Here is a 25,900-nt window from a genome sequence, read left to right as displayed (position 1 = left end):
TGAAATGTAGGAGGATGACAAAATGATTTCAGTAAACGATTTTCGTACTGGCCTGACAATTGAAGTGGACGGCGGTATTTGGCGAGTAGTGGATTTCCAGCACGTAAAACCAGGGAAAGGCGCAGCGTTTGTTCGTTCGAAACTGCGTAACCTGCGTACTGGTGCCATTCAAGAAAAAACATTCCGCGCAGGCGAAAAAGTAGCGAAAGCTCAAATCGAAACAAAAACAATGCAATACTTGTATGCTAATGGCGATCAGCATGTCTTCATGGATACAAGTTCTTATGAGCAGCTTGAACTAAGTGAAGCACAAATTAAAGATGAGCTGAAATATTTGCTTGAAAATATGTCTGTTCAAATCGTGATGTACGGTGCTGAAACACTTGGAGTAGAACTTCCAAACACAGTAGAACTAGAAGTAGTAGAAACAGAGCCTGGTATTAAAGGTGACACAACATCAGGCGGTTCAAAACCTGCAAAAACTGAAACTGGTTTAATCGTCAACGTTCCTTTCTTTGTGAACCAAGGAGATAAACTAGTGATTAATACATCAGACGGCTCATACGTTTCAAGAGCGTAATGAACGAAAAAAGGCTGTAAACCTCGTGTTTACAGCCTTTGTCTTCTTTTCAGTGTGATAGAAAACCTTTGCAGTCTAGGAAGGGTGAGCACTGGCGCGGAGCGAATTTGTTATTCGTGAGCACCAGCGCGCAGACCTGACACCGAATGCGAGGGTTTGTCTACACGCTGAGACTGTAAACCTCGTGTTTACAGTCTTTTTTTATTGAAAAATGACTCCTCAAGACTGGCCTTCTCTCAATTCTCTCATTCATCTCTCTTCCTTCCTGAAAAACAAGACTACTTCCAGCTGGTCAAGCATATAGTGTAAAAAAAGCTGGAGGTTCTATATGAAACAATTTCTCCCAGGCATACACCCGTCGGTCGCTGCAATGGCAGGCATGAGGTTCTTATCCGCCGCCATTGAACTGACGGCAGCCATCCTCATTTTAATCACAAATGATGTACGGAAAGCGGTGGTCATCAATAGTATATTGGCGATCATCGGACCGCTCATTTTTATTATCACGATGACGATTGGAATCTATCAAATTGCAGGGCAGCTATCCTATGCAAAGCTCGTGTTCATTTTCATTGGTGTCGTGTTTATTCTTGTTGGGATCTATAAGTGAAACGGCTTGGCATAATTAACGGCTCACATCATACATTTTAGAGAAGAAAAAAAGGAGGGGAATTCGTTGCGGAGTTTGTTGGATATTCTCCCGCACTCGATTGGACAAGAACTCAGACTGCTGAAAGAGGCAGAATGGGCGCAAATAGAAGAAATCCGCATTCGCACGGATCGTCCTATTGAACTGATGCAAGGAGGAAAACCACGTTTCCTTTCTTATCACACCACCTGGGAAGATGCGTCTCAGCTATTAGGCAGGCTGAGCAATTACAGCATGTACACACTTGAGGAAGAGCTAAAACAGGGCTATATCACCATATCTGGCGGACACCGGGTAGGACTTGCAGGAAAAGTGATCGTTGAAAACGGATTTGTCAAAGGGCTAAGAGATATCTCTTCATTTAATATCCGCATTGCAAAAGAAAAAATCGGGATTGCGCTTCCCTTTCTTCCTTATTTATATGAAGAACACTGGCACAATACACTCATCATCGGTCCCCCGCAAACGGGGAAAACCACATTGCTCCGGGATATAGCACGTCTTGCTAGTACAGGCACAAAGACAATCCCTCCTAGAAAAACAGGCATTATTGATGAGCGTTCTGAAATCGCCGGTTGTATAAGAGGGGTGCCGCAGCACCATTTTGGCCACCGGATTGATGTACTCGATGCGTGTCCAAAGGCTGAAGGGTTGATGATGATGATTCGGTCAATGAGCCCAGAGGTCATGATTGTCGATGAAATCGGAAAAAGCGAGGATGTCGAGGCACTTTTAGAAGCGATTCATGCCGGAGTCAACATCATCGTCTCAGCTCATGGCTATTCACTTGAAGATGTATATAAACGTCCTTCATTTAAGCCGTTATGGGAGCTTCGTGTGTTTGAACGATATGTTGAATTAAATCGAAACAATGGACCAGGTACGATCGGGCGGATGTACGGCGGGGACGGCCAAGAGATGAAATGGAGGCGGGGAGTGGACGTATGTTAAAGCTCATTGGCGCTATTTTCATTGTCGCGGCCACGACTTGGGGAGGATTCGAGTTTGCCAAACGATACAGCGACAGACCTAAACAAATTCGGCAGCTGCGGTTTGCTCTCCAGTCTCTTGAAGCTGAAATTATGTATGGTCAAACCCCTTTAGCGCGGGCGGCAGAGCAAATTGCAGCGCAGGTAGGTCCTCCTGTGAGTCAGCTGTTTGAACAATTTGCAGAAAAGCTGAAAGTGGGGACTTTTTCTGCACGTCATGCATGGAACGAAAGTCTTGAAGATGTTTGGAAAAAGACTGTCTTGAAAAAAGGCGAATATGAGGCGCTGAAGCACTTTGGGGAAACTCTTGGCCAGCATGATGTCACTTCTCAGCAAAAGTACATCAAGCTTGCTTTAGGCCATTTGGAATCAGAGGAGAAAGAAGCAGAAATCGCCCAAGCGAAAAATGAAAAAATGGTCAGAAGCCTTGGATTTTTAAGCGGATTGTTACTGATTCTTTTATTGATGTGAGAGGAAGGGAGTCGAGAGCATGGGCGTTGATGTAAACGTCATTTTTCAAATTGCCGGAGTAGGCATCGTCGTGGCCTTTCTCCATACGATTTTAGACCAAATGGGGAAGAAAGAGTACGCTCAGTGGGTGACGCTGCTTGGGTTTATCTACATTTTGTTTATGGTGGCAACCATTGTAGATGATTTGTTTAAAAAGATTAAAGCCGTATTTCTATTTCAAGGATAGGGGAGGGCTTACAAATCGAAATCATACAAATTGTTGGACTTGGTTTAATCGCTACTTTTTTAGCATTAATCGTCAAAGAACAAAAGCCAACCTTCGCCTTTATGCTTGTCGTTTTTACTGGATGTGTGATTTTCCTTTATTTAATTGATCAAATCTATGCCATTATCTCAATGATTGAAAAAATTGCAGCAAGTGCCGGCGTCAATATGAAGTATGTTGAAACCATATTGAAGATCATTGGCATTGCCTATATTGCAGAATTTGGCGCTCAGCTGACGAAGGATGCTGGGCAAGGCGCCATTGCATCAAAAATAGAGCTAGGCGGTAAGATTCTCATCTTGGTTATGGCAGTCCCGATTTTAACAGTCATCATTGAGACGATCTTAGGGATGATCCCGTCCATGACGTAAATGAAAAGAGGTGACGACAATGAAACGGGTGACCGCTGTAATGGGATTAATGCTTTTCTTTTGGCTGTTTGCTCCGCATGCAGAGGCAGAAGAAAAAGAACCTTTATCTAATGAACAGCCAGCAGCAGAGGAAGTGGCGAATGGACAGGCTGATGCACTTGAGCTTCATTCCATCAGTGACTTTTGGGAAACCATTTTGGACGAGTATGGCGGCTTTTTGCCAGAAAGCCAAAAGGGCACAGTGAAGGAAATGATTGACGGCGATAAAGAGCTGTCTCCCCAAACATGGCTGAAAGCCTTTGTACATTATCTATTTCACGAGGTCATTGCAAACGGAAAGCTCCTAGGTACTCTCATTTTACTCACCATCTTTTGTTCGCTTTTGCAGCTTTTGCAAAATGCTTTTGAACAAAGCACTGTCAGCAAAGTCGCATATGCTCTTGTTTATATGGTACTGATTATTATTGCACTCAACAGCTTTCATGTGGCGATTTCCTATGCCACAGAAGCCATTCAAACGATGACCAGTTTTATTCTTGCTCTTATTCCTCTTTTACTAGCGCTTATTGCTTCATCAGGCGGGCTTGTCTCAGCCGGATTCTTTCATCCTGTTATTTTATTTTTAATGAACACGAGCGGTGTTTTCATTCAATATGTCGTTCTTCCGCTCATCTTTTTATCAGCGATATTGAGCATTGTCAGTACGCTGACCGAACAATACAAGGTCACCCAGCTTGCGCAGCTATTAAGAAATGTGGCAATTGGCGGGCTTGCCGTTTTTTTGACCGTTTTTCTCGGCGTCATTTCCGTTCAGGGGGCATCTGCGGCGGTTACTGATGGAATCGCTCTTCGTACAGCCAAATTCATTACCGGAAACTTCATCCCTGTCCTAGGCAGAATGTTTACAGATGCGACGGATACCGTGATCAGCGCCTCTGTTTTACTTAAAAATACAGTTGGACTAGTTGGGGTCGCCATTTTGATTTCAATTGCCGCCTTCCCGGCGATTAAAGTACTTTCGTTAGCCCTTATATATAAGCTTGCTGCCGCGATCCTTCAGCCGTTAGGGGGCGGACCCATCATCAGCTGTCTTGATGTCATTTCAAAAAGTGTGCTGTATATATTTGCCGCACTTGCAGTTGTGTCGCTCATGTTCTTTTTAAGCATTACCGTCATCATCACTGCGGGTAACCTGACCATGATGATGAAGTAAGGAGGGGACACCTTTTGAGCTTTCTCACGGAATGGATCACAAGTATTATTCTCTTTATCTTATTTGCGATTGTCATTGATCTTCTGCTTCCCAATTCGAGCATGCAAAAGTATGCAAAAATGGTCGTCAGTCTGCTGCTCATCGTCGTAATGCTCAATCCGATTTTTGCTTTATTTCGAGCAGATCCTGACCAAATTTTTTCAGAATTGATGAAAGGGAAGGAAGAAGCGCAGTCAGAAGAAATAAAAAATCAGATGAATTTAGAAAAAAAAGAAATACAAGCCTCTCAGCGTGCATATATTTTAAAGCAAATGGCTGTCCAACTAGAAAAAAGCGCAAAGGAGCCACTGGAGAAGGAGAGCTATGAAATGAAACACGTAGAAGTGCTGGCTGATGAGGAGCATCTGGATCAGAATATGGAGGCGGATCAATTTCGCATCAAAGCAGTTCTTTCCCCGCTCACAGGTGATGCTGTAGAAACGGTGGCAAAGGTGGACATTGATCTCTCCAGGCAAAAGGAGGAAAGCGCTGAATCTTCTAGCAAAGAGATCACGAGGGTGAAAGAGACGCTGGCTGATGTTTGGAATACGAGTCCTGAGCACATCGCGCTGAACATTGAGGGAGGTGACGCAGCAGATCATGAATAACAAGGACTGGAAACAAAAGCTGAAATCATTCTTCCAGCCGCCTGAAAAAGGTGAAGGGAAACCCAAATTAACGAAGCACCATTACTTGCTGCTTGTATTCATTATCGGCGTATCTTTCATGTTAGTCAGTCAGATCTTGTCACCGCCATCAAGCAAACAACAAGCTGCGGTTCCTGCTGCTAAAAAAACATCCTCAGAAGAGCAGGAAGTATTCAAACCGGCATCCTCAGGTAAACCAAAGAATTCAATTGAGGACGTGGAGCAAGAATACGAAAACCAGCTGAAAGAAATTTTAGAGACCATCATCGGCGTTGAGGATGTATCCATTGTGGTCAATGTAGATGCAACGTCTTTAAAAGTGTTTGAAAAAAACAAATCTAATAAAAGTACAACGACCGAGGAAACAGATAAAGAAGGCGGTGTACGAAGTGTCACCGATCAAACAAAAGAAGAAGAAGTCGTCATCATCAAAAATGGGAATGAAGAAACACCAGTCGTTGTTCAAACGAAAAAGCCAGAAATTCGAGGTGTCCTCGTTGTTGCTCAAGGAGTAGACAACGTTCAAATAAAGAAAACCATCATTGAAGCGGTTACACGAGTGCTTGATGTACCGAGCCATAGAGTGGCTGTTGCCCCTAAAAAAATCAAGGAGGATTCGGAATGATGTTAAAAAAACAAACGGTTTGGCTATTAACGATGCTAAGTTTAGTTGTCGTATTAAGTGTGTACTATATCATGTCTCCACAGGGTGAAAATGCAGTGACAGTAGAAGATACGAAATCAAAAGGGACTGAAGAGAAAAAGGTTGAAACAGAAAAAGGAACGGACAAAGGAATGGAAAAAGGCGCTGATAAGAAATCCACTGACAAAGAAACAAACGGCAAACAAGAGGGTATCGAAACAAGCGGTGAAGAAGGAAAGGCTGTGTCAGAGCAGACAGACGATGAGCTTTTTACAACATACAGACTAGAGCTTGAAGATAAACGAAGCAAGCAGCGCGAAGAATACAACGAAATCGTCTCCAGTGACGATGCAACGGCACAAGAAAAAAGTGAAGCATATGATCAAATGACAGCGCTTAGTGAAGCAGAAGGAACTGAGCGTCAGCTCGAGACCTTGATCAAAACAAAAGGCTATAAAGATGCGCTCGTAAGTGCTGAAGGAGATAAAGTGAGCATCACGGTTCGTTCTGATAAAAAATCAAAGTCTCAAGCGGCCGATATTATTGATATGGTCACAAAAGAAATGAGAGGTCTTGATAACGTAGCTGTCACTTTTGAGCCCACTAATCAATAAAAAATGAACTGGCGCCCTTTGCCGAAAAGGGCGTTTTTTGATGCGGCTTGACGCCCCTTCCAAGGTGCTTTCGCGAGACGCTTCGCCACAATAGTAGTTGAATTCATTGAAATCCTCCTGTAAGATGTGTATAGTACGTACTTTTAGTACTAGCCTATAATTAAAAGATAAATCCATACATAGGGGTGCAAATCCATGTTAAAAATTGAAGAAATTCATGAACTGATTAAATTAATTGACGACTCTACAATCGACGAATTTACGTACGAAAACGAAGGTGCGAAAATCAAACTGAAGAAAAATAAAGAAGTCGTTCAGCAAGTTGCGGCACAAGCACCAGTGGCTCCTGTCCAAGCAGCTCCAGCTCAACAAGCTCCTACAGCACAAGCTCCAGCTCAGACTGAAGCCCCTGCACAAGAGGCAACTGCGTCTGAAAATCTGCATAAAATCACATCCCCAATGGTTGGCACATTTTATGCTTCCTCTTCACCAGAAGCAGATCCATACGTGACAACAGGTTCTAAGGTGAAGGAAAATTCAGTTGTATGTATCGTTGAAGCGATGAAACTGTTTAATGAAATCGAAGCAGAAGTAAAAGGTGAAATCGTCGAAGTATTAGCTGAAAACGGTCAGCTTGTAGAATTCGGACAACCCCTCTTTCTAGTGAAAGCAGAGTAAGGAGTACGATCATGATTAAAAAGCTATTAATTGCAAACAGAGGAGAAATCGCAGTTAGAATTATCCGCGCTTGTAAAGAGCTTGGAATTGAAACTGTTGCGGTATTTTCTGAAGCGGATCGCGATGCGCTGCATGTACAAATGGCTGATGAAGCATATTGCATCGGACCAACTGCTTCTAAAGATAGTTATTTAAATGTCACGAATATCGTCAGCGTAGCAAAATTAACAGGAACAGATGCCATCCATCCAGGATACGGCTTTTTAGCAGAAAATGCAGACTTTGCAGAGCTTTGCGAGGAATGTAATGTAATCTTTGTTGGACCAACCGCGTCAGCGATTTCCAAAATGGGAACGAAAGATGTCGCGCGAGAAACAATGAAGAGTGCAGGCGTCCCGATCGTTCCTGGTTCTCAAGGAATTGTAAAAGATCTTGATGATGCTGTTTCAACAGCAGCTAGTATTGGGTATCCTGTCATTATTAAAGCAACTGCAGGCGGAGGCGGTAAAGGAATCCGTGTGGCTCGTACAGAAGAAGAGCTTATTAACGGAGTCACCATCACGCAGCAGGAAGCGGCGCAAAACTTTGGGAACCCTGGTGTCTATTTAGAAAAGTTCATTGAAGACTTTAGACATGTGGAAATCCAAGTGCTTGCAGATCAGCATGGCAATACGATTCATTTAGGAGAGCGTGACTGCTCGATCCAAAGAAGAATGCAAAAGCTTCTTGAAGAAACGCCATCACCAGCACTGAATGCAGACATCCGTGAGCAAATGGGTGAAGCAGCCGTAAAAGCAGCAGAAGCTGTTGAATATACTGGTGCTGGAACAGTTGAATTCATTTATGATTATAATGAAGAGAAGTTCTACTTCATGGAAATGAATACTCGTATTCAAGTAGAGCATCCTGTGACAGAAATGGTCACAGGTGTAGACTTGATCAAAGAACAGATCAAGGTTGCATCAGGTGAGAAGCTTTCTCTTACACAAGAGGATGTCGTATATGAAGGCTGGGCGATCGAATGCCGTATCAATGCAGAGAACCCAGAGAAAAACTTCATGCCTTCAGCTGGTGAAATTAAAATGTATCTTCCGCCAGGCGGTTTAGGAGTACGTGTTGATTCTGCCGCTTATCCGGGCTATGTGATTCCGCCATATTATGACAGCATGATTGCAAAAGTGATCACATATGGTAAGACGAGAGAAGAAGCGATTGCGAAAATGAAACGTGCGCTTCAAGAATTCGTCATTGAAGGAGTCTACACAACGATTCCATTCCACCTTAGATTGCTCGAGCATGAAACATTTGTGAGTGGTAATTTTAATACGAAGTTTTTAGAAACATACCAAATCATGAAATAATCACAGCTTTCGGAGGTGAATGATCGTGTCAGAAAACAATTTGCTTGAAATGAACCTTGATGAAGATCAATTGGGAAAAGTGCAAATTGCACCAGAAGTGATTGAAGTCATTGCTGGGATCGCCGCTTCAGAAGTCGAAGGCATTGCCGAAATGCGCGGCAATTTCGCTGCTGATGTAGCAGAACGCTTTGGTAAGAAAAATCACCGTAAAGGTGTAAAAGTAGATGTCTCTGATGAAGGCATTACAATCGATGTGTATTGTGTGGTTGAATTTGGCCTATCCATTCCAAAGGTATCCACTGCTGTACAAGAAAATATCCGTCAAACCCTTTTAAACATGACTGCCTTAACGATTAATGAAATTAACATTCATGTCGTTGGCATTCAATTTGATACAAAAGCACCTGAGGCTGAAGTAGATCAAGAAATGTAAAGAAGGGTTCAAGTGAAACCAAGGAGGCATTGCCTCTTTGGTTTTTTAAAGCCCATTTTTGGGTGATTTCCGAATATTGATAACGTCACGCGTTGATTGATTCGTTTTTCGTCACAGCTCGCATGGATCTTGGTGCGACCACGGTCAAAATATGTTATGATCTCTGTATGGCTTAACGACAAGCGGATAAAGTGGTTAAAGGAGTAAATAATGAAAAGAAGAACTGCAAGAGAAAAGGCGTTACAAACATTATTTCAAATTGATGTGAGCAATATTGATCCGAAAGAGGCCATTACACATGCGCTGGATGAACAAGAATCAGATCCTTTTTTCGAGGAACTGGTTTTCGGTGTGCTTGAACAAAAGGACAAGCTTGATGACATGATCTCACAGCATCTAGTGAATTGGAAACTCGATCGTATTGCAAACGTAGACAGAGCCATTTTAAGGCTGTCTGTGTACGAGATGGTGTATCAAGAAGACATCCCAGTTAGTGTCTCAATGAATGAAGCGATTGAACTTGCCAAATTATTCGGCGATGATAAAGCACCGAAATTTGTAAATGGTGTACTTTCGAACATTAAAAACGACCTAAAGCAGCAATAGGAGGATTCGACATGACAGCAACAATCATCGATGGGAAAGAAACAGCAAAAGAAAAGCGTGAACAATTAGCAAAAGAAGTAGAAGAGCTAAAACAAAAAGGAGTCACACCTGGTCTTGCCGTTATTCTAATCGGTGATGATCCGGCTTCACTTTCTTACGTACGCGGGAAGAAAAAAGCAGCAGAAGCAATGGGCATGCATTTCCAGCTTGATCATTTAGATGCTTCTTTAACAGAAGAAGAATTGCTTCAGCTGATTGATCAGTACAATGCGAACGATCAATTCCACGGGATTCTTGTTCAACTTCCACTGCCTAAACACATTTCTGAAAAAGCCGTTATTGAACGTATTTCACCTGAGAAAGATGTAGATGGTTTCCATCCATTAAATATCGGGAAAATGCTGCTTGGGGAAGATACATTCCTTCCTTGTACACCAGCAGGTATTGTTGAATTATTGAACAAAACGGGTGTCGATCTTTCTGGAAAAGAAGTGGTTGTTGTGGGGCGCAGCAATATTGTCGGCAAACCAGTTGGACAATTGCTGTTAAATGAAAACGCAACGGTTACTTACTGCCATTCAAGAACGGCAAATATTTCAGAACACACGTTAAAAGCGGACATTTTAGTTGTTGCCGTCGGTCGAGCAAACTTTATTAAAGCTGACCAAATCAAAGAAGGCGCAATTGTCATCGATGTAGGAGTCAATCGTTTGGATACTGGGAAGCTTGTTGGGGATGTTGATTTTGAAGGAGCAAAAGAAAAAGCTTCTTACATCACACCAGTCCCTGGCGGAGTCGGTCCAATGACGATTACGATGCTTGCACACAATACGGTTAAATCAGCAAAACGTACATTAGCATAAGCTTTATCCATTCATCCACCTGCATGCTGCCGGTGGATGAATGTGCGTTTTTGAAGAGGAGGAATACGTCATGAGTGAAAAAGCCTTTGTGACGGTCACAGCCCTTACAAAATACATAAAAAGAAAATTTGATGTTGATCCGCATTTAGAAGATATTTGGATCAAAGGTGAGTTATCCAATGTGAAGATTCATTCAAGAGGTCATGTGTACTTCACCTTAAAAGACGAAAACGCACGCATGCAAGCTGTCATGTTCCAGCGTTCCGCAGCAAAGCTGCCTTTTTCACCAAAGAGCGGAATGAAAGTGTTTGTACGCGGCGGAATTCAAGTATATGAACCAAGCGGAAACTATCAATTATATGCAAAAGAAATGCAGCCTGATGGTGTTGGTGCTCTTCATCTCGCTTATGAAGAGCTGAAGAAAAAGCTGGCAAGTGAAGGCTTATTTGATGCGCGCTATAAAAAACCAATCCCTGAATATCCAGAGGTTGTTGGTGTCATTACATCCCCAACAGGAGCGGCTGTCCGGGATGTCATTACAACGATTAACCGGCGCTATCAGCAGGCGAAAATCATTGTGCTTCCGGCGCTTGTCCAAGGTGAAAATGCCACTCGTTCAATCGTAGAGAGGATCAAGGAAGCAAATGGAAAACAGCTCTGTGATGTCTTGATTGTCGGAAGAGGAGGCGGTTCGATCGAAGAACTTTGGGCCTTTAATGAAGAAGCTGTCGCAAGAGCAATCTTCGCATCAGACATTCCAATCATTTCTGCAGTGGGGCACGAAACGGACTTTACAATCAGTGATTTCACCGCAGACATGAGAGCACCCACACCAACAGGAGCAGCCGAGCTCGCTGTTCCAAGCACAGCCGATTTAATAGAACGAATCAAATCCATCGACATTCGGCTGACAAGGGCCGTGAAGAATCGAACATCACAAGCGAAAGACCGTCTTGTGGCGCTGCAATCCTCTTATGCTTTCCGTTTTCCAAAACGATTGCAGGAGCAAAAAGAGCAGCAATTCGATTTGGTATTTGACCGTTTTCAAAAACAGCTGACGAGACAAATTGAACAAAAACGCAGTCAACTAGACCGCCAGACATACAGGTTGAAGCCGCTTCATCCAAAAGAGCAGCTGCTTCAAGCGAAAAAACGCCATGCCAATGAAACAGAACAGCTCATCCGCAGTATGAATGTGCAAATGAAAACAATTCATTCGCAGTTCCAATCTGTTCTTGGTAAACTAAATGCATTAAATCCACTTCAAGTGATGGAAAGAGGCTACAGTTTAGCCTATAAAGACGATGAACTGATTAAAAGTGTGAACCAAGTCGATACGAAGGATCAGCTGGCTATCACCATGAAGGATGGACGTCTGATTTGTGAGGTTATTGAGAAGGAGGGGCAATCATCATGACAGAATCAAATAAACAAAAAGAAGAACAAATGACATTTGAAGAAGCGATGAAAGGTCTTGAGGAGATCGTTGGGAAGCTCGAAGAAGGGGATGTACCACTTGAGCAAGCCATTCATTATTTCCAAGAAGGCATGACACTTTCAAAGCTTTGTCATGAAAAATTACAGCACGTTGAAAAGCAGATGGATTTCATTTTAAAAGAGGACGGTGAGCTGGCTCCTTTCTCAGTGAAGGAGGCAGATGCTGGTGACAAGTAATTTGCAGGATTTTTTAACAACACGAAAACAGGCCATTGAAGATTATTTATTTACATATGTTCAGGAATTGAAGATTCCAGAAGACCTAAAATCTTCGATGCTTTACTCTCTTAAAGCTGGAGGGAAAAGACTTCGTCCTGTTCTCGTTCTTGCTTTATTACATGCCTACGGCAAAAAAGAAGAAGATGGCATACCGGTTGGCTGTGCTGTAGAGATGATTCATACGTATTCATTGATACACGACGACCTTCCTTGCATGGACGATGATGACCTTCGCAGAGGAAAGCCGACCAACCATAAAGTATACGGGGAAGCAACAGCGGTTCTCGCTGGCGATGCTCTTTTAACAGAAAGCTTCCGTCTGATTACATCTCAGCTATCTAGCAGTGTCTCTCCTGACCAAAAACTCAAAATCGTAGATGAACTTGTGAAGTCAGCAGGTGCGTTAGGAATGGTTGGCGGTCAATTTGATGACATGGAAGCAGAGCAAAAACAAGTCCCGCTTGCAGAACTAGAATCCATTCACGCCCGGAAAACAGGAAAGCTTCTCACATTCAGCGTCACAGCAGGTGCCATGCTGGCAGGTGCATCAGATGACGAAATCGAAAAACTAAGAGAATTCAGCTATCATATCGGTATTGCTTTTCAAATCCGTGATGACATTTTAGATCTCGAAGGAAGCGAAGAAAAAATAGGAAAACGGGTCGGCTCTGATACAGCGAATGAAAAGTCGACATATCCTTCTTTATTAACGCTTTCAGGAGCAAAAGAAAAACTGCACGAGCATATCACACGTGCAAAAGAAATTGTCTCAAATCTTGAATTAGAGCAGCAATTGCTGCATGAGTTATGTGATCTGATCGCCTCAAGAGATCATTAAAAACAGCCTAGATTTGAGGGTCTTCGAGCAATTGTGGTAAACTGTAAACAGTTTATCATGATGAGACAACTCTTATTCCCGCTTGGTTTTCATAGGAATAAGGCATTATATATGTAGATAGAAATTTTGTTGAAAGCGAGTTGATCCTGATTGGATCTTTTATCAATAAAAAATCCAACGTTTCTAAAAGGAATGTCAATAGCAGAATTAGAGGAGCTTAGTGCTGACATTCGCATGTTTTTAATTGAGTCCTTGGCTAACTCTGGCGGGCATATCGGTCCGAATCTGGGTGTCGTTGAACTTACGGTTGCCCTTCATAAAGTATTTGACAGCCCGAAAGACAAATTCCTTTGGGATGTTGGACATCAGTCTTATGTTCACAAGCTGTTAACTGGGAGAGGGGCGGAGTTTGATACACTTCGTCAATATAAAGGACTTTGCGGATTTCCTAAACGAAACGAAAGCGAGCATGATGTATGGGAAACAGGTCACAGCTCAACGTCATTATCTGGCGCGATGGGTATGGCGGCGGCGCGTGATATTAAAGGAACAGATGAATATATCCTGCCAATTATCGGAGATGGTGCATTAACCGGAGGTATGGCGCTGGAAGCTCTGAATCATATCGGTGATGAAAAGAAAGATATGATCGTCATCTTAAACGATAATGAAATGAGTATTGCACCAAACGTCGGTGCGATTCACACAATGCTTGGCAGACTGCGCACAGCAGGCAAATACCAATGGGTAAAGGACGAGCTCGAATATTTATTCAAGCGGATCCCAGCTGTAGGTGGAAAGGTTGCTGCCACAGCAGAGCGTATTAAAGACAGCCTCAAGTATTTACTTGTGTCTGGTATGTTCTTTGAGGAAATGGGATTCACTTACTTAGGTCCTGTCGATGGACATTCTTATGAAGATCTTTTTGAAAACCTTGAATATGCAAAGAAAACAAAAGGTCCTGTCCTGCTGCATGTCATCACGAAAAAAGGAAAAGGCTATCAGCCGGCAGAATCCGATAAAATTGGGACTTGGCATGGTACAGGTCCATACAAAATTGATACAGGTGACTTTGTAAAACCAGCAGCAGCTGCCCCGTCATGGAGTGGTCTTGTCAGTGAAACAGTCAGAAAGCTTGCGCGTAAAGATGAGCGAATTGTGGCCATCACACCTGCGATGCCTGTTGGCTCAAAACTTGAAGGCTTTGCAAAGGAATTTCCAGAGCGAATGTTTGATGTAGGAATTGCTGAGCAGCATGCAGCTACAATGGCAGCTGGGCTTGCGACGCAGGATATGAAGCCATTTTTAGCGATCTATTCAACGTTCCTGCAAAGAGCTTATGATCAAGTGCTGCATGATATTTGCCGCCAGAACCTCAATGTATTTATCGGGATTGACCGTGCGGGTCTTGTCGGTGCAGATGGAGAAACGCATCAAGGTGTGTTTGATATTGCCTTCATGCGTCATATGCCGAATATGGTGCTCATGATGCCGAAGGATGAAAATGAAGGTCAGCACATGGTCAATACAGCCATTCAGTATGATGAAGGTCCTATTGCCATGCGTTTCCCGCGCGGAAATGGTCTTGGCGTGAAAATGGATGAACAGCTGAAAACCATTCCGATTGGGTCTTGGGAGGTTCTTCGTCCAGGGAAGGATGCCGTCATCTTAACATTCGGTACGACGATTAAAATGGCGTTGCAAGCAGCTGAGGAACTTCAAAAAGAAGGAAAATCAATTCGTGTTGTCAACGCCCGGTTTATAAAGCCGCTTGATGAAGCGATGCTAAATGACATTCTTTCTGAAGGGATTCCGATTTTAACGATTGAAGAAGCTGTGCTCCAAGGCGGATTTGGAAGCAGTGTATTAGAATATGTACACGACAAGAAAGCATCACATATCAAAGTAGAACGGATGGGTATCCCAGATCAATTTATTGAGCATGGAAGTGTTGATGCCCTGCTTGAAGAAATTGGTCTGACGAAAGCACAGGTTGCTGAGACTTTACGTAGCCTGCTTCCCGCAGCACCAAGAAAAGGAATTGGATCATGACATCAAAGAAAGAACGACTTGACGTTTTATTAGTCGAACAAGGACTAATGGAAACAAGAGAGAAAGCAAAGCGTGCCATCATGGCAGGAATCGTTTACTCAAATGAAAACCGTTTGGATAAACCAGGAGAGAAAATTGCTCGTGATACTCCGCTCACAGTGAAGGGGAATCCTCTCAAATACGTAAGCCGAGGCGGGTTAAAGCTCGAAAAAGCGCTCAAAGAATTTGACCTGACAGTTGAAGGGAAATTGTTGATTGATATTGGCTCATCTACAGGCGGATTTACGGATTGTGCTCTTCAAAATGGAGCGGTCAAATCATATGCTGTAGACGTTGGCTACAATCAGCTCGCGTGGAAATTAAGGCAGGATGACAGGGTGATCGTCATGGAGCGCACCAATTTCCGCCATTCCGTCCCAGCTGATTTTACTGAAGGATTGCCAGAAGTGGCTTCAATTGATGTATCTTTTATTTCACTTAAACTCATTCTGCCAGCTTTAAAGCATATTCTTGTTCCGGGTGGTGACTGTATTGCACTTGTCAAGCCTCAATTTGAAGCGGGCAGAGAGCTTGTTGGGAAAAAAGGCATCGTGCGCGAGCCGTCTGTCCACCTCGGTGTACTAGAAGAAATGAATCAATTTGCTGCTAAAGAAGGCTATGATGTAAAGGATGTTTCATTTTCGCCTATCACTGGTGGAGACGGAAATATTGAATTTCTGCTTCATTTAGTGCTTCATCCTGATCAAGAAGAAAATGCGGCACTTCCTGCTTCAGAACTTGAGAAGGTCGTGAACGAAGCCCATTCTGTATTGAAAGAAAAGAAAAACAGCCCTGAGCCGGCTGACACATGAGATGATTGATACAAAAGGAATAATAGCTCGCTATTATTCCTTTTTACATGGTCAAAAGACGAGAATCGGCTGGATCTCACGTAATGCTTGTTTTTTGAAGTGTGCATCATATAACATAGAACGTAAAGACAAACTGAGAATAAAACGCCTAGGGGGGTCAAATATGAATAAAGGTCAAAGGCATATTAAAATTAGAGAAATCATTGCAAGCCAAGAAATTGAAACACAAGATGAATTGGTCGATATTTTGAAAGCCGATGGATATAACATCACACAAGCGACCGTTTCTAGAGATATTAAAGAATTACATTTAGTGAAAGTTCCGACGAACAATGGAACATATAAATACAGTCTTCCTGCGGATCAGCGGTTTAACCCGCTGTCAAAGCTGAAGCGATCCCTAATGGATGCATTTATCAAAATGGATGCTGCCAGTCATTTAATTGTTCTGAAAACAATGCCGGGTAATGCTCAGGCGATTGGTGCTTTAATGGACAATTTAGATTGGGAAGAAATTATGGGAACGATTTGCGGAGATGATACCATTTTAATCATTTGCCGCACTCCAGATGATACAGAGACAGTTTCGAGCAAAATTTTAGAGCTTCTATAAAGAATCAGGTTTACTAAAAGAGGTGTCAAATGAGTGTTAGCAGAACTAACCATTAAAAACTTTGCAATCATTGAAGAGTTAACGGTTTCATTTGAAAAAGGACTCACAGTCCTAACAGGGGAAACAGGTGCCGGAAAATCCATCATGATTGATGCTGTCTCACTTCTCGTGGGAGGAAGAGGGTCCTCTGAATTTGTCCGCTACGGTGAAAAAAAAGCAGAGCTGGAAGGGCTTTTTCTTGTACCAGCCGATCATCCTGTATTTGCTCTATGCGAAGAGCAGGGAATTGACGCATCAGATGAAATGATGATCCTCCGCCGTGATATTAACAACAGCGGGAAAAGCATTTGCCGGATTAATGGAAAGCTTGTCACCATCTCACTTTTACGTGAAGTAGGACGGCTTTTGCTTGATATACATGGTCAGCACGATAACCAGCTGCTTATGGAAGATGAAAATCATCTGCATTTGCTCGATCAATTTGGAGCAGAAGAAATTGCACCGGCTCTCTTGCAGTATCAAGAAGCATATGATCAATATATGAAAACGGCTCAAAAGCTAAGACAGCTGTCCGAGAATGAGCAGGAAATGGTGCACCGCTTAGATTTACTGCAATTTCAGCTAGAGGAGATTGAGGCAGCGCAGTTAGAGCCGGGAGAAGATGAGCGGCTTCAGGAAGAGCGTCATCAAATCAGCAACTACGAAAAAATCTATTCCTCACTTCAAAACGCGTATAACGCCTTGCGTAATGAGCAAGGAGGACTAGATTGGGTTGGCATGTCCTCAAGCGAGCTTGAGCAAGTGTCTGAGATCAATGATGATTTGAAAAAGCTATCTGAACAAGTATCGAATTCCTACTACTTATTAGAGGATTCAACTTTCCAAATGCGAAGCATGCTGGATCAATTAGAATTCGATCCGGCTCGTCTTGATTTTATTGAATCCAGGCTGAATGAAATGAAGCAGTTAAAACGAAAATACGGCACAACCGTTGAGGAAATTTTGGAGTATGCGGCGAAGATTGAAGAAGAAATCGATCAAATTCAAAATCGAGACAGCCATCTGCAGACGCTCAAGAATAAACTGGATGCGATGAGCCGTGATGCCCTGCTGGAAGCACTTAACGTTTCGGAGCTGCGTAAAAAATGGGCCAAAAAGCTAGCGAAGCAAATTCAAACGGAGCTCAAGGATTTGTATATGGAGAAGTCATCATTTGATACAGCTTTTTCTATTCGATATGCGCCTTTTGGAAGCACCGATTGTCCGCTATTAGACGGAAAACCTGTCCAGCTCGGGAAAAATGGAATCGACCAAGCGCAATTTGTCATTTCTACAAATACAGGCGAACCGATGAAATCTTTATCGAAAGTAGCCTCAGGTGGAGAAATTTCACGTGTCATGCTCGCTGTGAAGAGTATTTTCTCAGCCAAACAAGACGTCGCATCCATTATCTTCGATGAAGTTGATACAGGCGTCAGCGGCAGAGTCGCACAAGCCATTGCTGAAAAAATTTACAAAGTAGCATCTGGATCACAAGTGCTCTGCATTACACATCTGCCTCAAGTAGCCGCAATGGCTGACACACATCTCTTCATTTCGAAACGCTCAAAAGCGGGCAGAACACTGACGAGTGTCAAACCATTAAGTCATGAAGAAAAAGTGAGTGAAATTGGCCGGATGATTGCCGGTGTGGAAGTCACAGAGCTGACAAAACAGCACGCAAAAGAACTATTGCACCAAGCAAATGATGTCAAAACAACAGGGTAGCTGAATCATCAGCTGCCTTTTTTTATGTTGTGTAAAAGACGGCGTATATACCCATAAAATCGTCTTTTTCTTTTATCAATTTATCCAATCATTTTCTAAAGCTGCCGGTTATAAATCCTCTCGAAGAAGGCAAAAGTAAAGATGTAGCCAAAACATGAGTGTTCTGGTGTGGGTAAGGAGCGAGGAGAGTGAAAAATGAATGCCCGAAAATATGAGAAAAGCCATTGGTGTGATTCTCCTTGTTTCTTTAATAAGTACAGGGTTTATGAGCATAGTGAAGGAATACATCAGCATTCCAACAAATGTTGCTGTATTTGAAAAACAGAAGCACTCAATTGACACATCGATTGAAGCGTCAGCCAATGCTTCTTCGCCAGCCTTTAGCCTTTCAGAGAAAGAGAATCAGCTGGATATTACAGGACAAAAGGCGGGAAAAGCCGAAATTGTTTATGATTTTAAAGGATTTCCTATTAAGAAAACAAAAGTTGATGTTCTCCCTGAATTAAAAGTCGTTCCTGGAGGACAATCCATTGGCGTCAAGCTCCACTCTGTAGGAGTTCTCGTTGTAGGTTTTCATCAAATCACAACAGCAGACGGCAAAAAATCACCAGGTGAAGCCGCAGGCATTCAATCAGGGGATATGATCATTGAAATCAATGGTCAAAAAATGGAAAAAATGAATGACCTCACCCCATTTATTCAGAAAGCAGGGAAAACGGGTGAAACGCTTCGTTTGCTCATAAAGAGAGATCATAAAACCTTTCAAACAACATTAACACCCGCAAAAGATGCAAGTGAAGGCATCTATCGAATTGGTCTTTACATTCGTGATTCTGCAGCAGGAATCGGCACGATGACCTTTTTTGAACCTTCATCTAAAAAATATGGTGCCCTTGGGCATGTGATTTCTGACATGGATACAAAAAAACCAATTGTTGTCGACAATGGTGAAATTGTTAGATCAACCGTGACATCGATTGAAAAAGGCACAGGAGGCAATCCTGGAGAAAAATTGGCGAGATTTTCTTCCGAAAGAAAAACAATAGGAGATATCTCTCGCAACAGTCCTTTTGGTATCTTTGGTACGTTAACCGAAAAGCTTGAAAATCATGTAGCAGATAAACCACTTCCAGTCGCTTTATCAAATGAAGTAAAAGAAGGCCCAGCAGAAATTTTAACCGTTGTGGATCATGATAAAGTGGAGAAGTTTGATATTAAAATCGTCAGCACAACACCGCAGAAATTCCCAGCAACTAAAGGAATGGTATTGAAGGTAACAGATGAGCGGCTCTTAAGTAAAACGGGCGGAATCGTCCAAGGAATGAGCGGAAGCCCCATCATTCAAAATGGCAAAGTCATTGGAGCTGTCACACACGTATTCGTCAATGATCCGACTAGCGGGTACGGCGTACACATTGAATGGATGCTGTCCGAAGCAGGAATCGACCTTTATCAAAAAAACAAAAAAGCAAGTTGATCATTTAACTGCCGCGAATCTTCCGGCAGTTTTTTTCTACCCTTTCTTTCTCTTCCATCATGTTATAAAATAAGGAAAAAGAGATTTTTCGACAAAATGGAAAAAAGCATGTTGTCAAATTGCAATAATCGTCGATTCTTTAAGAAAAACATAGAAAAAGCTAGATAATGCTCTATTATTCGGAAAATTAAAGTTTTTTAAAGGGGATAGCATGGTTTTGTCGAATTGAACACTCAGAAGAGAAATGCAAAAGACTAAAGGAATCGACATTGGGGAGGAAAGAACGTGGAGAAAATTAAAGTGTGTGTAGCTGATGACAATCGAGAGCTTGTTGGCCTTTTGACAGAGTACATTGAGGGACAGGAAGATATGGAAGTACTTGGCGTGGCGTATAATGGTCAGGAATGCCTGACATTATTTAAAGATAAAGAGCCCGACGTTCTCCTCTTAGATATTATTATGCCTCATTTAGACGGTCTTGCTGTACTAGAACGCCTCCGTGAAAACAATGAAATGACAAAACAGCCAAGTGTGATTATGCTAACGGCCTTTGGACAAGAAGATGTCACGAAAAAAGCAGTTGATTTGGGCGCATCTTATTTCATTTTAAAGCCATTTGATATGGAAAACCTAGTAGGTCATATTCGTCAAGTCAGTGGAAACGGCACACAAGTTACCCATCGCTCTTCATCAATCCAAAACAGTGTTCTTCGCAACAAACCTGAACCGAAACGTAAAAACTTAGATGCGAGCATTACGACCATTATTCATGAGATTGGCGTGCCCGCTCATATTAAAGGGTATTTATACTTAAGAGAAGCGATTTCTATGGTGTACAATGACATTGAGCTTCTCGGAAGCATTACTAAAGTGTTGTACCCAGACATTGCAAAGAAATTTAACACGACCGCCAGCAGGGTGGAACGGGCGATTCGTCATGCCATTGAAGTCGCTTGGAGCAGAGGGAACATTGATTCCATTTCCTCACTCTTTGGTTATACTGTCAGCATGTCAAAAGCGAAACCAACCAATTCAGAATTTATTGCCATGGTAGCTGATCGTTTGCGATTAGAGCATAGAGCTAGCTAGTTTATTTTTCATGAAAAAACGTTTCTTCATTGAGACGTTTTTTTATTTTGAAACATGTTGTCAAAAATTGGTTAGGTTGATAAAATCATCTTAATGTTTAAATTGGACAAACGGGCTGCTTTATTTTCAGAATAAAATGAAAAATAAAGCATGAAAAAAATAAAAAAGACATAAAGTAGTGGTAATCAGCTGCGCCAATCGATCATGAAGTCTTCAAAATAGAAGAAGAAAACGCTCATTCGTAAGAAAAAGGATGAGAGGAAAAGGTCTTATGGAAATGGTAATTAAAGCAAACGAGATCGAAAGTTCTATTTCTATTGACCTGATTGATTGGCGTTTTAAAGTCACTGGCTTCTTAGAGATTGTGCCATTTGAACTGAATATTCCCATTGTCGAATTTAATAATTTTCACATTCTTTTACTATGCTATAATAATGAAAAGAAGAGGGTGAGGTTATGGGAAAGCTGAAAATCCACTCTGCTGAGGTAGCGAACGAAATTAGCAAGTGGACGAGGGTCATTTCTCAGAATGACTTAGAAAAATCTGCTATCTATAAAGAGAAAATTCAGAATTTGCTAAAAAATACAGATGAAGACCGTGAAGTTCTCCTTTATTATCAGCTTGTTGACGGCAGACATGAAATGTTACTTGGAAATATTGAAAAAGCCAATCAAATTATGAAAAGTGTCGGAACGCTCGATGAGAAGGCAGATGACATTATTAATTTTTATTTTTACTTTTACAAAGGCCAATATGCTGCATATGTGAAAAAGTATGATGAAGCTATTAGTTTTTACAAAATTGCAGAACAGCGGCTAAAACGTGTGAATGAAGACCTTGAAGTAGGAACTTTTCACCATAAGGTTGCTTCAATTTATTACGAACTGAAACAAAACTTCATATCCATTAATCATATTAAAAAAGCCATCGATACATTCAAAGCACATGAAGAGTATACAGCGCAGGCAATTGACAGCTTGATTTTACATGCAAGTAATTGTATTGATTTGTTCCAATTCGATGAAGCAGAGGAGAAGTATCAAGAAGCACTTGAGAAAAGTAAGCGCATTAACAATGAAGTGCTGATTGGGAAATGCTATCACAATTTAGCTGTTCTTTATTATGCAAAGCATGATTATGAAAAAAGCGCACATTATGCAAAAAAAGGAATGGGCATTCAAATTCACCGTGACAATAGTCATTATTACATCCAATCTTTATATGTTCTGGCAAACGCCTTAGTGCATCTAGGAGATCAAGAGGCGAGGGAATATATTAAAGAGGGTATTTTGTATAGCTGCGATATCCAAAATAATGAATATATAGTAAAATTTGAAATTTTGGATTTGATGTGCGAGAATAGTGGGGCAGCAGACGTATTCTCTGAAAAATTAGACTACATAGAAAAAAATAGATTATATGTGGAGCTTGAGGATTTGTCTGAACAAATATCGAAATACTTCAAGGAACGAAATGATTATCAAAATGCCATTCGTTTTCTTGAAAAGAAATTCGATGCACAAATACTTCAAAAGAAAGTGGAGGTTATCTTATGAAAAAGTTGTTGTTAGGTGTAACCGTTGTTACAGCAGTCGCAGTTGTTTCTTCCCTTTTTGCTCTTGACGCAGAGACGACAGAGCAAGCCATCAGAGCGATTACGTGATCGAATTTATCTGTCAACCTCTTCATGCGAATCAGAAGAGGTTTTTTTTATGTGCTCAAAACTGGAAAAACGAAAAAAGACACGTCATAATGAAAGGAAGCATCATATTTAGAGGTGACCTATGACGAAAATTTTTGCACACAGAGGCTTTAAAGGCATTTATCCTGAAAACACCATGATAGCCTTCGAACATGCACTCCATTCGGGAGCTGACGGAATTGAGCTGGATGTTCAGCTGACGAAAGACGGCAGACTTGCTGTCATTCACGATGAGAAACTGAACAGGACAACGAATATGAAAGGTTTAGTGAAAGACCATACATATGAAGAATTAAAAGCGGGAGATGCGAGTCATTCTTTTTATGAAGAAACCGGTGCTGTATCCATTCCTCTTTTAGAGGAAGTATTAGAGCTAGTGACGCAGCAATCATCATTGATCATTAATATTGAACTGAAAAACTCCATTTATCGATATCCAGGTATCGAGGAGAAAGTAAAAAAGCAAATCGAGCATTTTCAAATAGAAGACCGTGTACTTGTTTCATCGTTTCATCACGGCAGTTTAGCTCTTTTTCACAAACTGATGCCGCATGTTGAACTTGCTGTTCTCACAATGGATGTGATTCATCAGCCGGAGATGTATATAAAAACAGTACCAGCAAGAGGCTATCATCCAAATATTAAGGGTGCAGGCGTGACCAAAGAGGTTGTGTCAGCTCTCCATGCATCTCAGCAAGTGATCAGGCCGTTTACAGTAAACAGTGAAAAGCAAATGAAAAACATGTTTTCCTTAGGTGTTGATGGCATTTTCACTGATTTTCCTGACCGGGCCGTGAAAATAAGAGAAGAAATGAAATAAAGACCTGCTATCAGCGGGTCTTTTTTTCACGTTTTATCTCTGCTTAAAGCGAGCAGTCACTTTATTTTGTTTACGGTCTCTATATAAAATAAAGCCAGCCACTACATAAAGACCTCCCCCTAAAAATAACAACCCTGCAATTCCTTGCAGCCATAAAAATGGAAATGGTGCAATGATGATGCCGAAAACAGTGTCACGCAGCAGCTTAATCCCAATTGCAGCAAGCGCGCCAGGTATTAAAATAATCACTAGTGCAAGTATTCTCCCCATCAAATGTCCCCTTAAACGTCATTTACTTCCATTGTCTAATTCAAAAAATATTTTGTCAAGAAAGGAAAACGTGGTAATATAAGAGTTGTGCAATTTTTTGCAACGGAAAAATATGGTGTGCAAATTTTTTCATATAAAGGGGTAACGGGATGCAGAGAGTCTTGATTGTCGGTGCGGGACAGGGTGGATCAGCATTGCTAGAAACATTGCTGAAAACAAATATGATTCAAATCATTGCGATCGCCGACCTTGATCTTGAGGCACCGGGGATGGCAGAAGCGAAAAAGAATGGAATTGATACGACAACGGATTGGAAAGAATACATAAAAGATGACATTGATATCATCATTGAAACAACGGGCAGTTCAGCAGTGCTGAAAGAGCTGATGGAAGAAAAGCCGGAGCATGCTGTCATTGTTCCAAGTTCAATGGCTTACGTCATATCAGAATTAATGTCAGAAAAACAACAGCTAATTCAAATATTAAAGGAACAAACCTATAAGCATGACCGCATTTTTAATGCAACGAACGATGGGATGATTTTTATAAACATGGACGAAGAAGTCGTCCTGTTTAATCGATCAGCGGCCAAAATGGTTGGATGTTCGCAAAAAGATGCGATTGGCCGCGACATACGAGAAGTGATCCCAAACACAAAACTTCCCGACATTTTAAGATCGAGAGAGCCAGAATTTAATCAAAAACAATTTCTGAACCAGCAAATACAAATTGTCACAACGCGTTTGCCAATTATTGATGACGCGGGGAGAATGCTAGGTGCTTTATCGATCTTTAAAGATATTACAGATGCCGTTGAGCTTGCGGAGGAAGTAACCAACCTTAAAGAAGTGCGAACCATGCTGGAGGCGATCATTCAATCGTCGGATGAAGCCATATCGGTTGTTGATGAGCAGGGAAAAGGGATCTTGATCAACCGAGCTTATACGAAAATGACTGGATTAACAGATAAAGAAGTTGTGGGGAAACCAGCGGGTGCAGATATTTCTGAAGGAGAAAGCATGCATTTGAAGGTGCTTGAAACAAGAAGACCGGTTCGAGGCGTCAGAATGAAAGTCGGGCCGAATAAAAAAGATGTGATCGTCAACGTAGCGCCAGTCATCGTTGATGGCATCTTAAAAGGCAGTGTCGGCGTCATTCATGACGTATCAGAAATTCAATCACTCACGAATGAATTAAATAAAGCAAGGCAGCTTATCCGGACACTTGAAGCAAAGTACACATTTGAAGACATCATTGGAGAAAGTGAGCAAATGCTTGTGGCACTTGAGCAGGCAAAGCTAGGCGCAAAAACGCCAGCCACCATTTTACTCCGGGGAGAATCAGGTACTGGAAAAGAGCTGTTTGCGCACGCCATTCACAATGAAAGTGACCGAAAATATAATCGCTTTGTACGGGTCAACTGTGCAGCCTTATCTGAGACCCTTTTAGAGTCAGAGCTTTTTGGCTATGAAGAAGGAGCGTTCTCTGGTGCAAGGCGCGGCGGGAAAAAAGGACTGTTTGAAGAGGCGAATCAAGGCAGCATTTTTTTAGATGAAATTGGTGAGATGACGCCAAGTACACAGGCGAAGCTGCTGCGCGTCATGCAGGAGAAAGAAATTGTAAGAGTAGGCGGAACAAAGGCCATACCAGTCGATGTTCGTGTCATCACGGCGACAAATGTCAATATTGAAAAAGCGATGGCGGAAGGAAAGTTCAGAGAGGACTTATATTATCGCATGAACAGATACCCGATCTCTATCCCGCCGCTAAGGCAGCGCCTTGAGGATATTGATTCGTTAAGCAAACGTCTCATCCAAAAGATCAATTTAGACTATGGACGGAACGTGCGCGGGTTAACAGAACAGGCGCTTCATAGACTGCGATCATATAAGTGGCCTGGAAACGTAAGAGAGCTTGAAAATGTACTTGGACGAGCCATGATCTTTTTAAACCCACAAGAAGAATGGATTGATGAGGGGCATATTTCTTTCATGGAGTCTGAAGATCAGGAAGAAAAAGAGCACCAGGAACTGGCTGTCAGTCAATTTGAGGGAGAGACGCTTTCGGATGCTGTTGAGGCATTTGAAGCGCAGCTGATTAAACAAACCCTTGAAAAGCATCAATTCAATCGCACGAAAACAGCGAAAACGTTAGGGATCAGCATACGGAACCTTTACTATAAAATGGATAAATATCAACTTGCAAAAGATAGCATGCAATAAAATGCATGTAAACTGCAAAAGGTTGCACGAATGTCATGCAAACTGCCTCATTTTACTGCA

Annotated in this window: 28 protein-coding genes; 27 read left to right on the top strand and 1 reads right to left on the bottom strand. The window is 41.9% G+C overall.

What is annotated here, in order from left to right; translation table 11 throughout:
- Window positions 1–22: 22 nt before the first annotated feature.
- From efp to NST59_RS11035, 26 genes are all read left to right on the top strand, one after another.
- Window positions 23–580 carry an elongation factor P gene (gene efp, locus NST59_RS11160; protein ID WP_024422954.1) on the top strand — a complete coding sequence of 186 codons (558 nt, stop codon included), beginning with the start codon at window positions 23–25 and terminating at the stop codon, window positions 578–580.
- Between the two features lie 328 nt (window positions 581–908).
- A complete protein-coding gene (locus tag NST59_RS11155; protein ID WP_039179893.1) occupies window positions 909–1,190 on the top strand; it encodes a YqhV family protein in 282 nt (93 codons plus the stop codon).
- Between the two features lie 66 nt (window positions 1,191–1,256).
- A complete protein-coding gene (spoIIIAA, locus tag NST59_RS11150) occupies window positions 1,257–2,180 on the top strand; it encodes a stage III sporulation protein AA (RefSeq protein ID WP_024428002.1) in 924 nt (307 codons plus the stop codon).
- A complete protein-coding gene (gene spoIIIAB, locus NST59_RS11145) occupies window positions 2,174–2,689 on the top strand; it encodes a stage III sporulation protein SpoIIIAB (protein ID WP_064497591.1) in 516 nt (171 codons plus the stop codon). Before spoIIIAA ends, spoIIIAB begins: the two co-directional genes overlap by 7 nt.
- A gap of 19 nt (window positions 2,690–2,708) precedes the next feature.
- Window positions 2,709–2,915 (top strand): stage III sporulation protein AC, encoded by a 207-nt coding sequence (spoIIIAC, locus tag NST59_RS11140; RefSeq protein WP_003153142.1) that lies wholly within the window; start codon window positions 2,709–2,711, stop codon window positions 2,913–2,915.
- A complete protein-coding gene (spoIIIAD, locus tag NST59_RS11135; RefSeq protein WP_087978339.1) occupies window positions 2,912–3,325 on the top strand; it encodes a stage III sporulation protein AD in 414 nt (137 codons plus the stop codon). The genes spoIIIAC and spoIIIAD overlap by 4 nt, the downstream gene beginning before the upstream one ends.
- 19 nt (window positions 3,326–3,344) lie before the next feature.
- On the top strand, window positions 3,345–4,538 hold the full coding sequence (gene spoIIIAE, locus NST59_RS11130; RefSeq protein ID WP_039179887.1) for a stage III sporulation protein AE: 1,194 nt from the start codon (window positions 3,345–3,347) through the stop codon (window positions 4,536–4,538).
- Between the two features lie 14 nt (window positions 4,539–4,552).
- Window positions 4,553–5,185: a stage III sporulation protein AF gene (gene spoIIIAF, locus NST59_RS11125; RefSeq protein WP_041086144.1), complete on the top strand. Its 633-nt coding sequence runs from the start codon at window positions 4,553–4,555 to the stop codon at window positions 5,183–5,185.
- Window positions 5,178–5,849: a stage III sporulation protein AG gene (gene spoIIIAG, locus NST59_RS11120; RefSeq protein ID WP_039179881.1), complete on the top strand. Its 672-nt coding sequence runs from the start codon at window positions 5,178–5,180 to the stop codon at window positions 5,847–5,849. The genes spoIIIAF and spoIIIAG overlap by 8 nt, the downstream gene beginning before the upstream one ends.
- Window positions 5,849–6,481 carry a SpoIIIAH-like family protein gene (locus tag NST59_RS11115; RefSeq protein ID WP_185847121.1) on the top strand — a complete coding sequence of 211 codons (633 nt, stop codon included), beginning with the start codon at window positions 5,849–5,851 and terminating at the stop codon, window positions 6,479–6,481. The genes spoIIIAG and NST59_RS11115 overlap by 1 nt, the downstream gene beginning before the upstream one ends.
- 195 nt (window positions 6,482–6,676) lie before the next feature.
- Window positions 6,677–7,159 (top strand): acetyl-CoA carboxylase biotin carboxyl carrier protein, encoded by a 483-nt coding sequence (gene accB / locus NST59_RS11110; RefSeq protein WP_039179875.1) that lies wholly within the window; start codon window positions 6,677–6,679, stop codon window positions 7,157–7,159.
- Window positions 7,160–7,170: 11 nt separating this feature from the next.
- A complete protein-coding gene (accC, locus tag NST59_RS11105) occupies window positions 7,171–8,520 on the top strand; it encodes an acetyl-CoA carboxylase biotin carboxylase subunit (RefSeq protein ID WP_039179872.1) in 1,350 nt (449 codons plus the stop codon).
- Window positions 8,521–8,545: 25 nt separating this feature from the next.
- The gene (locus NST59_RS11100; protein WP_034280262.1) at window positions 8,546–8,953 is read left to right on the top strand and encodes an Asp23/Gls24 family envelope stress response protein; all 408 of its coding nucleotides are present in this window, start codon (window positions 8,546–8,548) and stop codon (window positions 8,951–8,953) included.
- 210 nt (window positions 8,954–9,163) lie between these two features.
- On the top strand, window positions 9,164–9,559 hold the full coding sequence (gene nusB, locus NST59_RS11095; protein ID WP_012010530.1) for a transcription antitermination factor NusB: 396 nt from the start codon (window positions 9,164–9,166) through the stop codon (window positions 9,557–9,559).
- An 11-nt stretch (window positions 9,560–9,570) separates the two neighbouring features.
- Entirely contained in the window at window positions 9,571–10,422 is an 852-nt protein-coding gene (gene folD, locus NST59_RS11090) for a bifunctional methylenetetrahydrofolate dehydrogenase/methenyltetrahydrofolate cyclohydrolase FolD (RefSeq protein ID WP_039179869.1), read from the top strand.
- Between the two features lie 70 nt (window positions 10,423–10,492).
- Window positions 10,493–11,839, top strand: coding sequence for an exodeoxyribonuclease VII large subunit (gene xseA, locus NST59_RS11085; protein ID WP_341040597.1), 1,347 nt, complete (start codon window positions 10,493–10,495; stop codon window positions 11,837–11,839).
- Window positions 11,836–12,096 carry an exodeoxyribonuclease VII small subunit gene (locus NST59_RS11080; protein WP_003215880.1) on the top strand — a complete coding sequence of 87 codons (261 nt, stop codon included), beginning with the start codon at window positions 11,836–11,838 and terminating at the stop codon, window positions 12,094–12,096. Before xseA ends, NST59_RS11080 begins: the two co-directional genes overlap by 4 nt.
- Window positions 12,080–12,976, top strand: coding sequence for a polyprenyl synthetase family protein (locus NST59_RS11075; RefSeq protein ID WP_249116555.1), 897 nt, complete (start codon window positions 12,080–12,082; stop codon window positions 12,974–12,976). The genes NST59_RS11080 and NST59_RS11075 overlap by 17 nt, the downstream gene beginning before the upstream one ends.
- A 150-nt stretch (window positions 12,977–13,126) precedes the next feature.
- Window positions 13,127–15,028, top strand: coding sequence for a 1-deoxy-D-xylulose-5-phosphate synthase (dxs, locus tag NST59_RS11070; RefSeq protein WP_144491421.1), 1,902 nt, complete (start codon window positions 13,127–13,129; stop codon window positions 15,026–15,028).
- Complete coding sequence (locus NST59_RS11065; protein ID WP_341040596.1) at window positions 15,025–15,879, top strand: TlyA family RNA methyltransferase; 855 nt, start codon at window positions 15,025–15,027, stop codon at window positions 15,877–15,879. Before dxs ends, NST59_RS11065 begins: the two co-directional genes overlap by 4 nt.
- Window positions 15,880–16,042: 163 nt before the next feature.
- The gene (ahrC, locus tag NST59_RS11060; protein ID WP_024422938.1) at window positions 16,043–16,492 is read left to right on the top strand and encodes a transcriptional regulator AhrC/ArgR; all 450 of its coding nucleotides are present in this window, start codon (window positions 16,043–16,045) and stop codon (window positions 16,490–16,492) included.
- 33 nt (window positions 16,493–16,525) lie between these two features.
- Window positions 16,526–18,259, top strand: coding sequence for a DNA repair protein RecN (gene recN / locus NST59_RS11055; RefSeq protein WP_126681610.1), 1,734 nt, complete (start codon window positions 16,526–16,528; stop codon window positions 18,257–18,259).
- Window positions 18,260–18,458: 199 nt separating this feature from the next.
- Entirely contained in the window at window positions 18,459–19,736 is a 1,278-nt protein-coding gene (gene spoIVB, locus NST59_RS11050; protein WP_144491422.1) for a SpoIVB peptidase, read from the top strand.
- A gap of 285 nt (window positions 19,737–20,021) precedes the next feature.
- Window positions 20,022–20,825, top strand: coding sequence for a sporulation transcription factor Spo0A (gene spo0A / locus NST59_RS11045; protein ID WP_024422935.1), 804 nt, complete (start codon window positions 20,022–20,024; stop codon window positions 20,823–20,825).
- 456 nt (window positions 20,826–21,281) lie between these two features.
- Entirely contained in the window at window positions 21,282–22,382 is a 1,101-nt protein-coding gene (locus NST59_RS11040; protein WP_039179845.1) for a Rap family tetratricopeptide repeat protein, read from the top strand.
- 228 nt (window positions 22,383–22,610) lie between these two features.
- Entirely contained in the window at window positions 22,611–23,348 is a 738-nt protein-coding gene (locus tag NST59_RS11035; RefSeq protein WP_048239245.1) for a glycerophosphodiester phosphodiesterase, read from the top strand.
- A 33-nt stretch (window positions 23,349–23,381) separates the two neighbouring features.
- On the opposite strand, the gene NST59_RS11030 is transcribed toward NST59_RS11035, so the two are convergent.
- Window positions 23,382–23,618: a DUF2627 domain-containing protein gene (locus NST59_RS11030; RefSeq protein ID WP_144516069.1), complete on the bottom strand. Its 237-nt coding sequence runs from the start codon at window positions 23,616–23,618 to the stop codon at window positions 23,382–23,384.
- Window positions 23,619–23,767: 149 nt separating this feature from the next.
- On the opposite strand from NST59_RS11030, the gene NST59_RS11025 reads away from it, so the two are divergent.
- Entirely contained in the window at window positions 23,768–25,840 is a 2,073-nt protein-coding gene (locus tag NST59_RS11025) for a sigma-54 interaction domain-containing protein (RefSeq protein WP_039179835.1), read from the top strand.
- Window positions 25,841–25,900 lie beyond the last annotated feature (60 nt).

The sequence above is a fragment of the Bacillus sp. FSL R5-0439 genome, from assembly GCF_038008805.1.
Classification (GTDB): domain Bacteria; phylum Bacillota; class Bacilli; order Bacillales; family Bacillaceae; genus Bacillus; species Bacillus safensis.
This window is presented reverse-complemented; position numbering and strand designations above follow the sequence as displayed.

Coding starts and splice junctions, on each gene's coding strand:
- efp (WP_024422954.1), top strand. CDS start 23: ATGATTTCAGTAAACGATTTTCGTACTGGCCTGACAATTGAAGTGGAC.
- NST59_RS11155 (WP_039179893.1), top strand. CDS start 909: ATGAAACAATTTCTCCCAGGCATACACCCGTCGGTCGCTGCAATGGCA.
- spoIIIAB (WP_064497591.1), top strand. CDS start 2,174: ATGTTAAAGCTCATTGGCGCTATTTTCATTGTCGCGGCCACGACTTGG.
- spoIIIAC (WP_003153142.1), top strand. CDS start 2,709: ATGGGCGTTGATGTAAACGTCATTTTTCAAATTGCCGGAGTAGGCATC.
- spoIIIAE (WP_039179887.1), top strand. CDS start 3,345: ATGAAACGGGTGACCGCTGTAATGGGATTAATGCTTTTCTTTTGGCTG.
- spoIIIAG (WP_039179881.1), top strand. CDS start 5,178: ATGAATAACAAGGACTGGAAACAAAAGCTGAAATCATTCTTCCAGCCG.
- NST59_RS11115 (WP_185847121.1), top strand. CDS start 5,849: ATGTTAAAAAAACAAACGGTTTGGCTATTAACGATGCTAAGTTTAGTT.
- accB (WP_039179875.1), top strand. CDS start 6,677: ATGTTAAAAATTGAAGAAATTCATGAACTGATTAAATTAATTGACGAC.
- accC (WP_039179872.1), top strand. CDS start 7,171: ATGATTAAAAAGCTATTAATTGCAAACAGAGGAGAAATCGCAGTTAGA.
- nusB (WP_012010530.1), top strand. CDS start 9,164: ATGAAAAGAAGAACTGCAAGAGAAAAGGCGTTACAAACATTATTTCAA.
- folD (WP_039179869.1), top strand. CDS start 9,571: ATGACAGCAACAATCATCGATGGGAAAGAAACAGCAAAAGAAAAGCGT.
- xseA (WP_341040597.1), top strand. CDS start 10,493: ATGAGTGAAAAAGCCTTTGTGACGGTCACAGCCCTTACAAAATACATA.
- NST59_RS11080 (WP_003215880.1), top strand. CDS start 11,836: ATGACAGAATCAAATAAACAAAAAGAAGAACAAATGACATTTGAAGAA.
- NST59_RS11075 (WP_249116555.1), top strand. CDS start 12,080: ATGCTGGTGACAAGTAATTTGCAGGATTTTTTAACAACACGAAAACAG.
- NST59_RS11065 (WP_341040596.1), top strand. CDS start 15,025: ATGACATCAAAGAAAGAACGACTTGACGTTTTATTAGTCGAACAAGGA.
- ahrC (WP_024422938.1), top strand. CDS start 16,043: ATGAATAAAGGTCAAAGGCATATTAAAATTAGAGAAATCATTGCAAGC.
- spoIVB (WP_144491422.1), top strand. CDS start 18,459: ATGCCCGAAAATATGAGAAAAGCCATTGGTGTGATTCTCCTTGTTTCT.
- NST59_RS11040 (WP_039179845.1), top strand. CDS start 21,282: ATGGGAAAGCTGAAAATCCACTCTGCTGAGGTAGCGAACGAAATTAGC.
- NST59_RS11035 (WP_048239245.1), top strand. CDS start 22,611: ATGACGAAAATTTTTGCACACAGAGGCTTTAAAGGCATTTATCCTGAA.
- NST59_RS11030 (WP_144516069.1), bottom strand. CDS start 23,618: ATGGGGAGAATACTTGCACTAGTGATTATTTTAATACCTGGCGCGCTT.
- NST59_RS11025 (WP_039179835.1), top strand. CDS start 23,768: ATGCAGAGAGTCTTGATTGTCGGTGCGGGACAGGGTGGATCAGCATTG.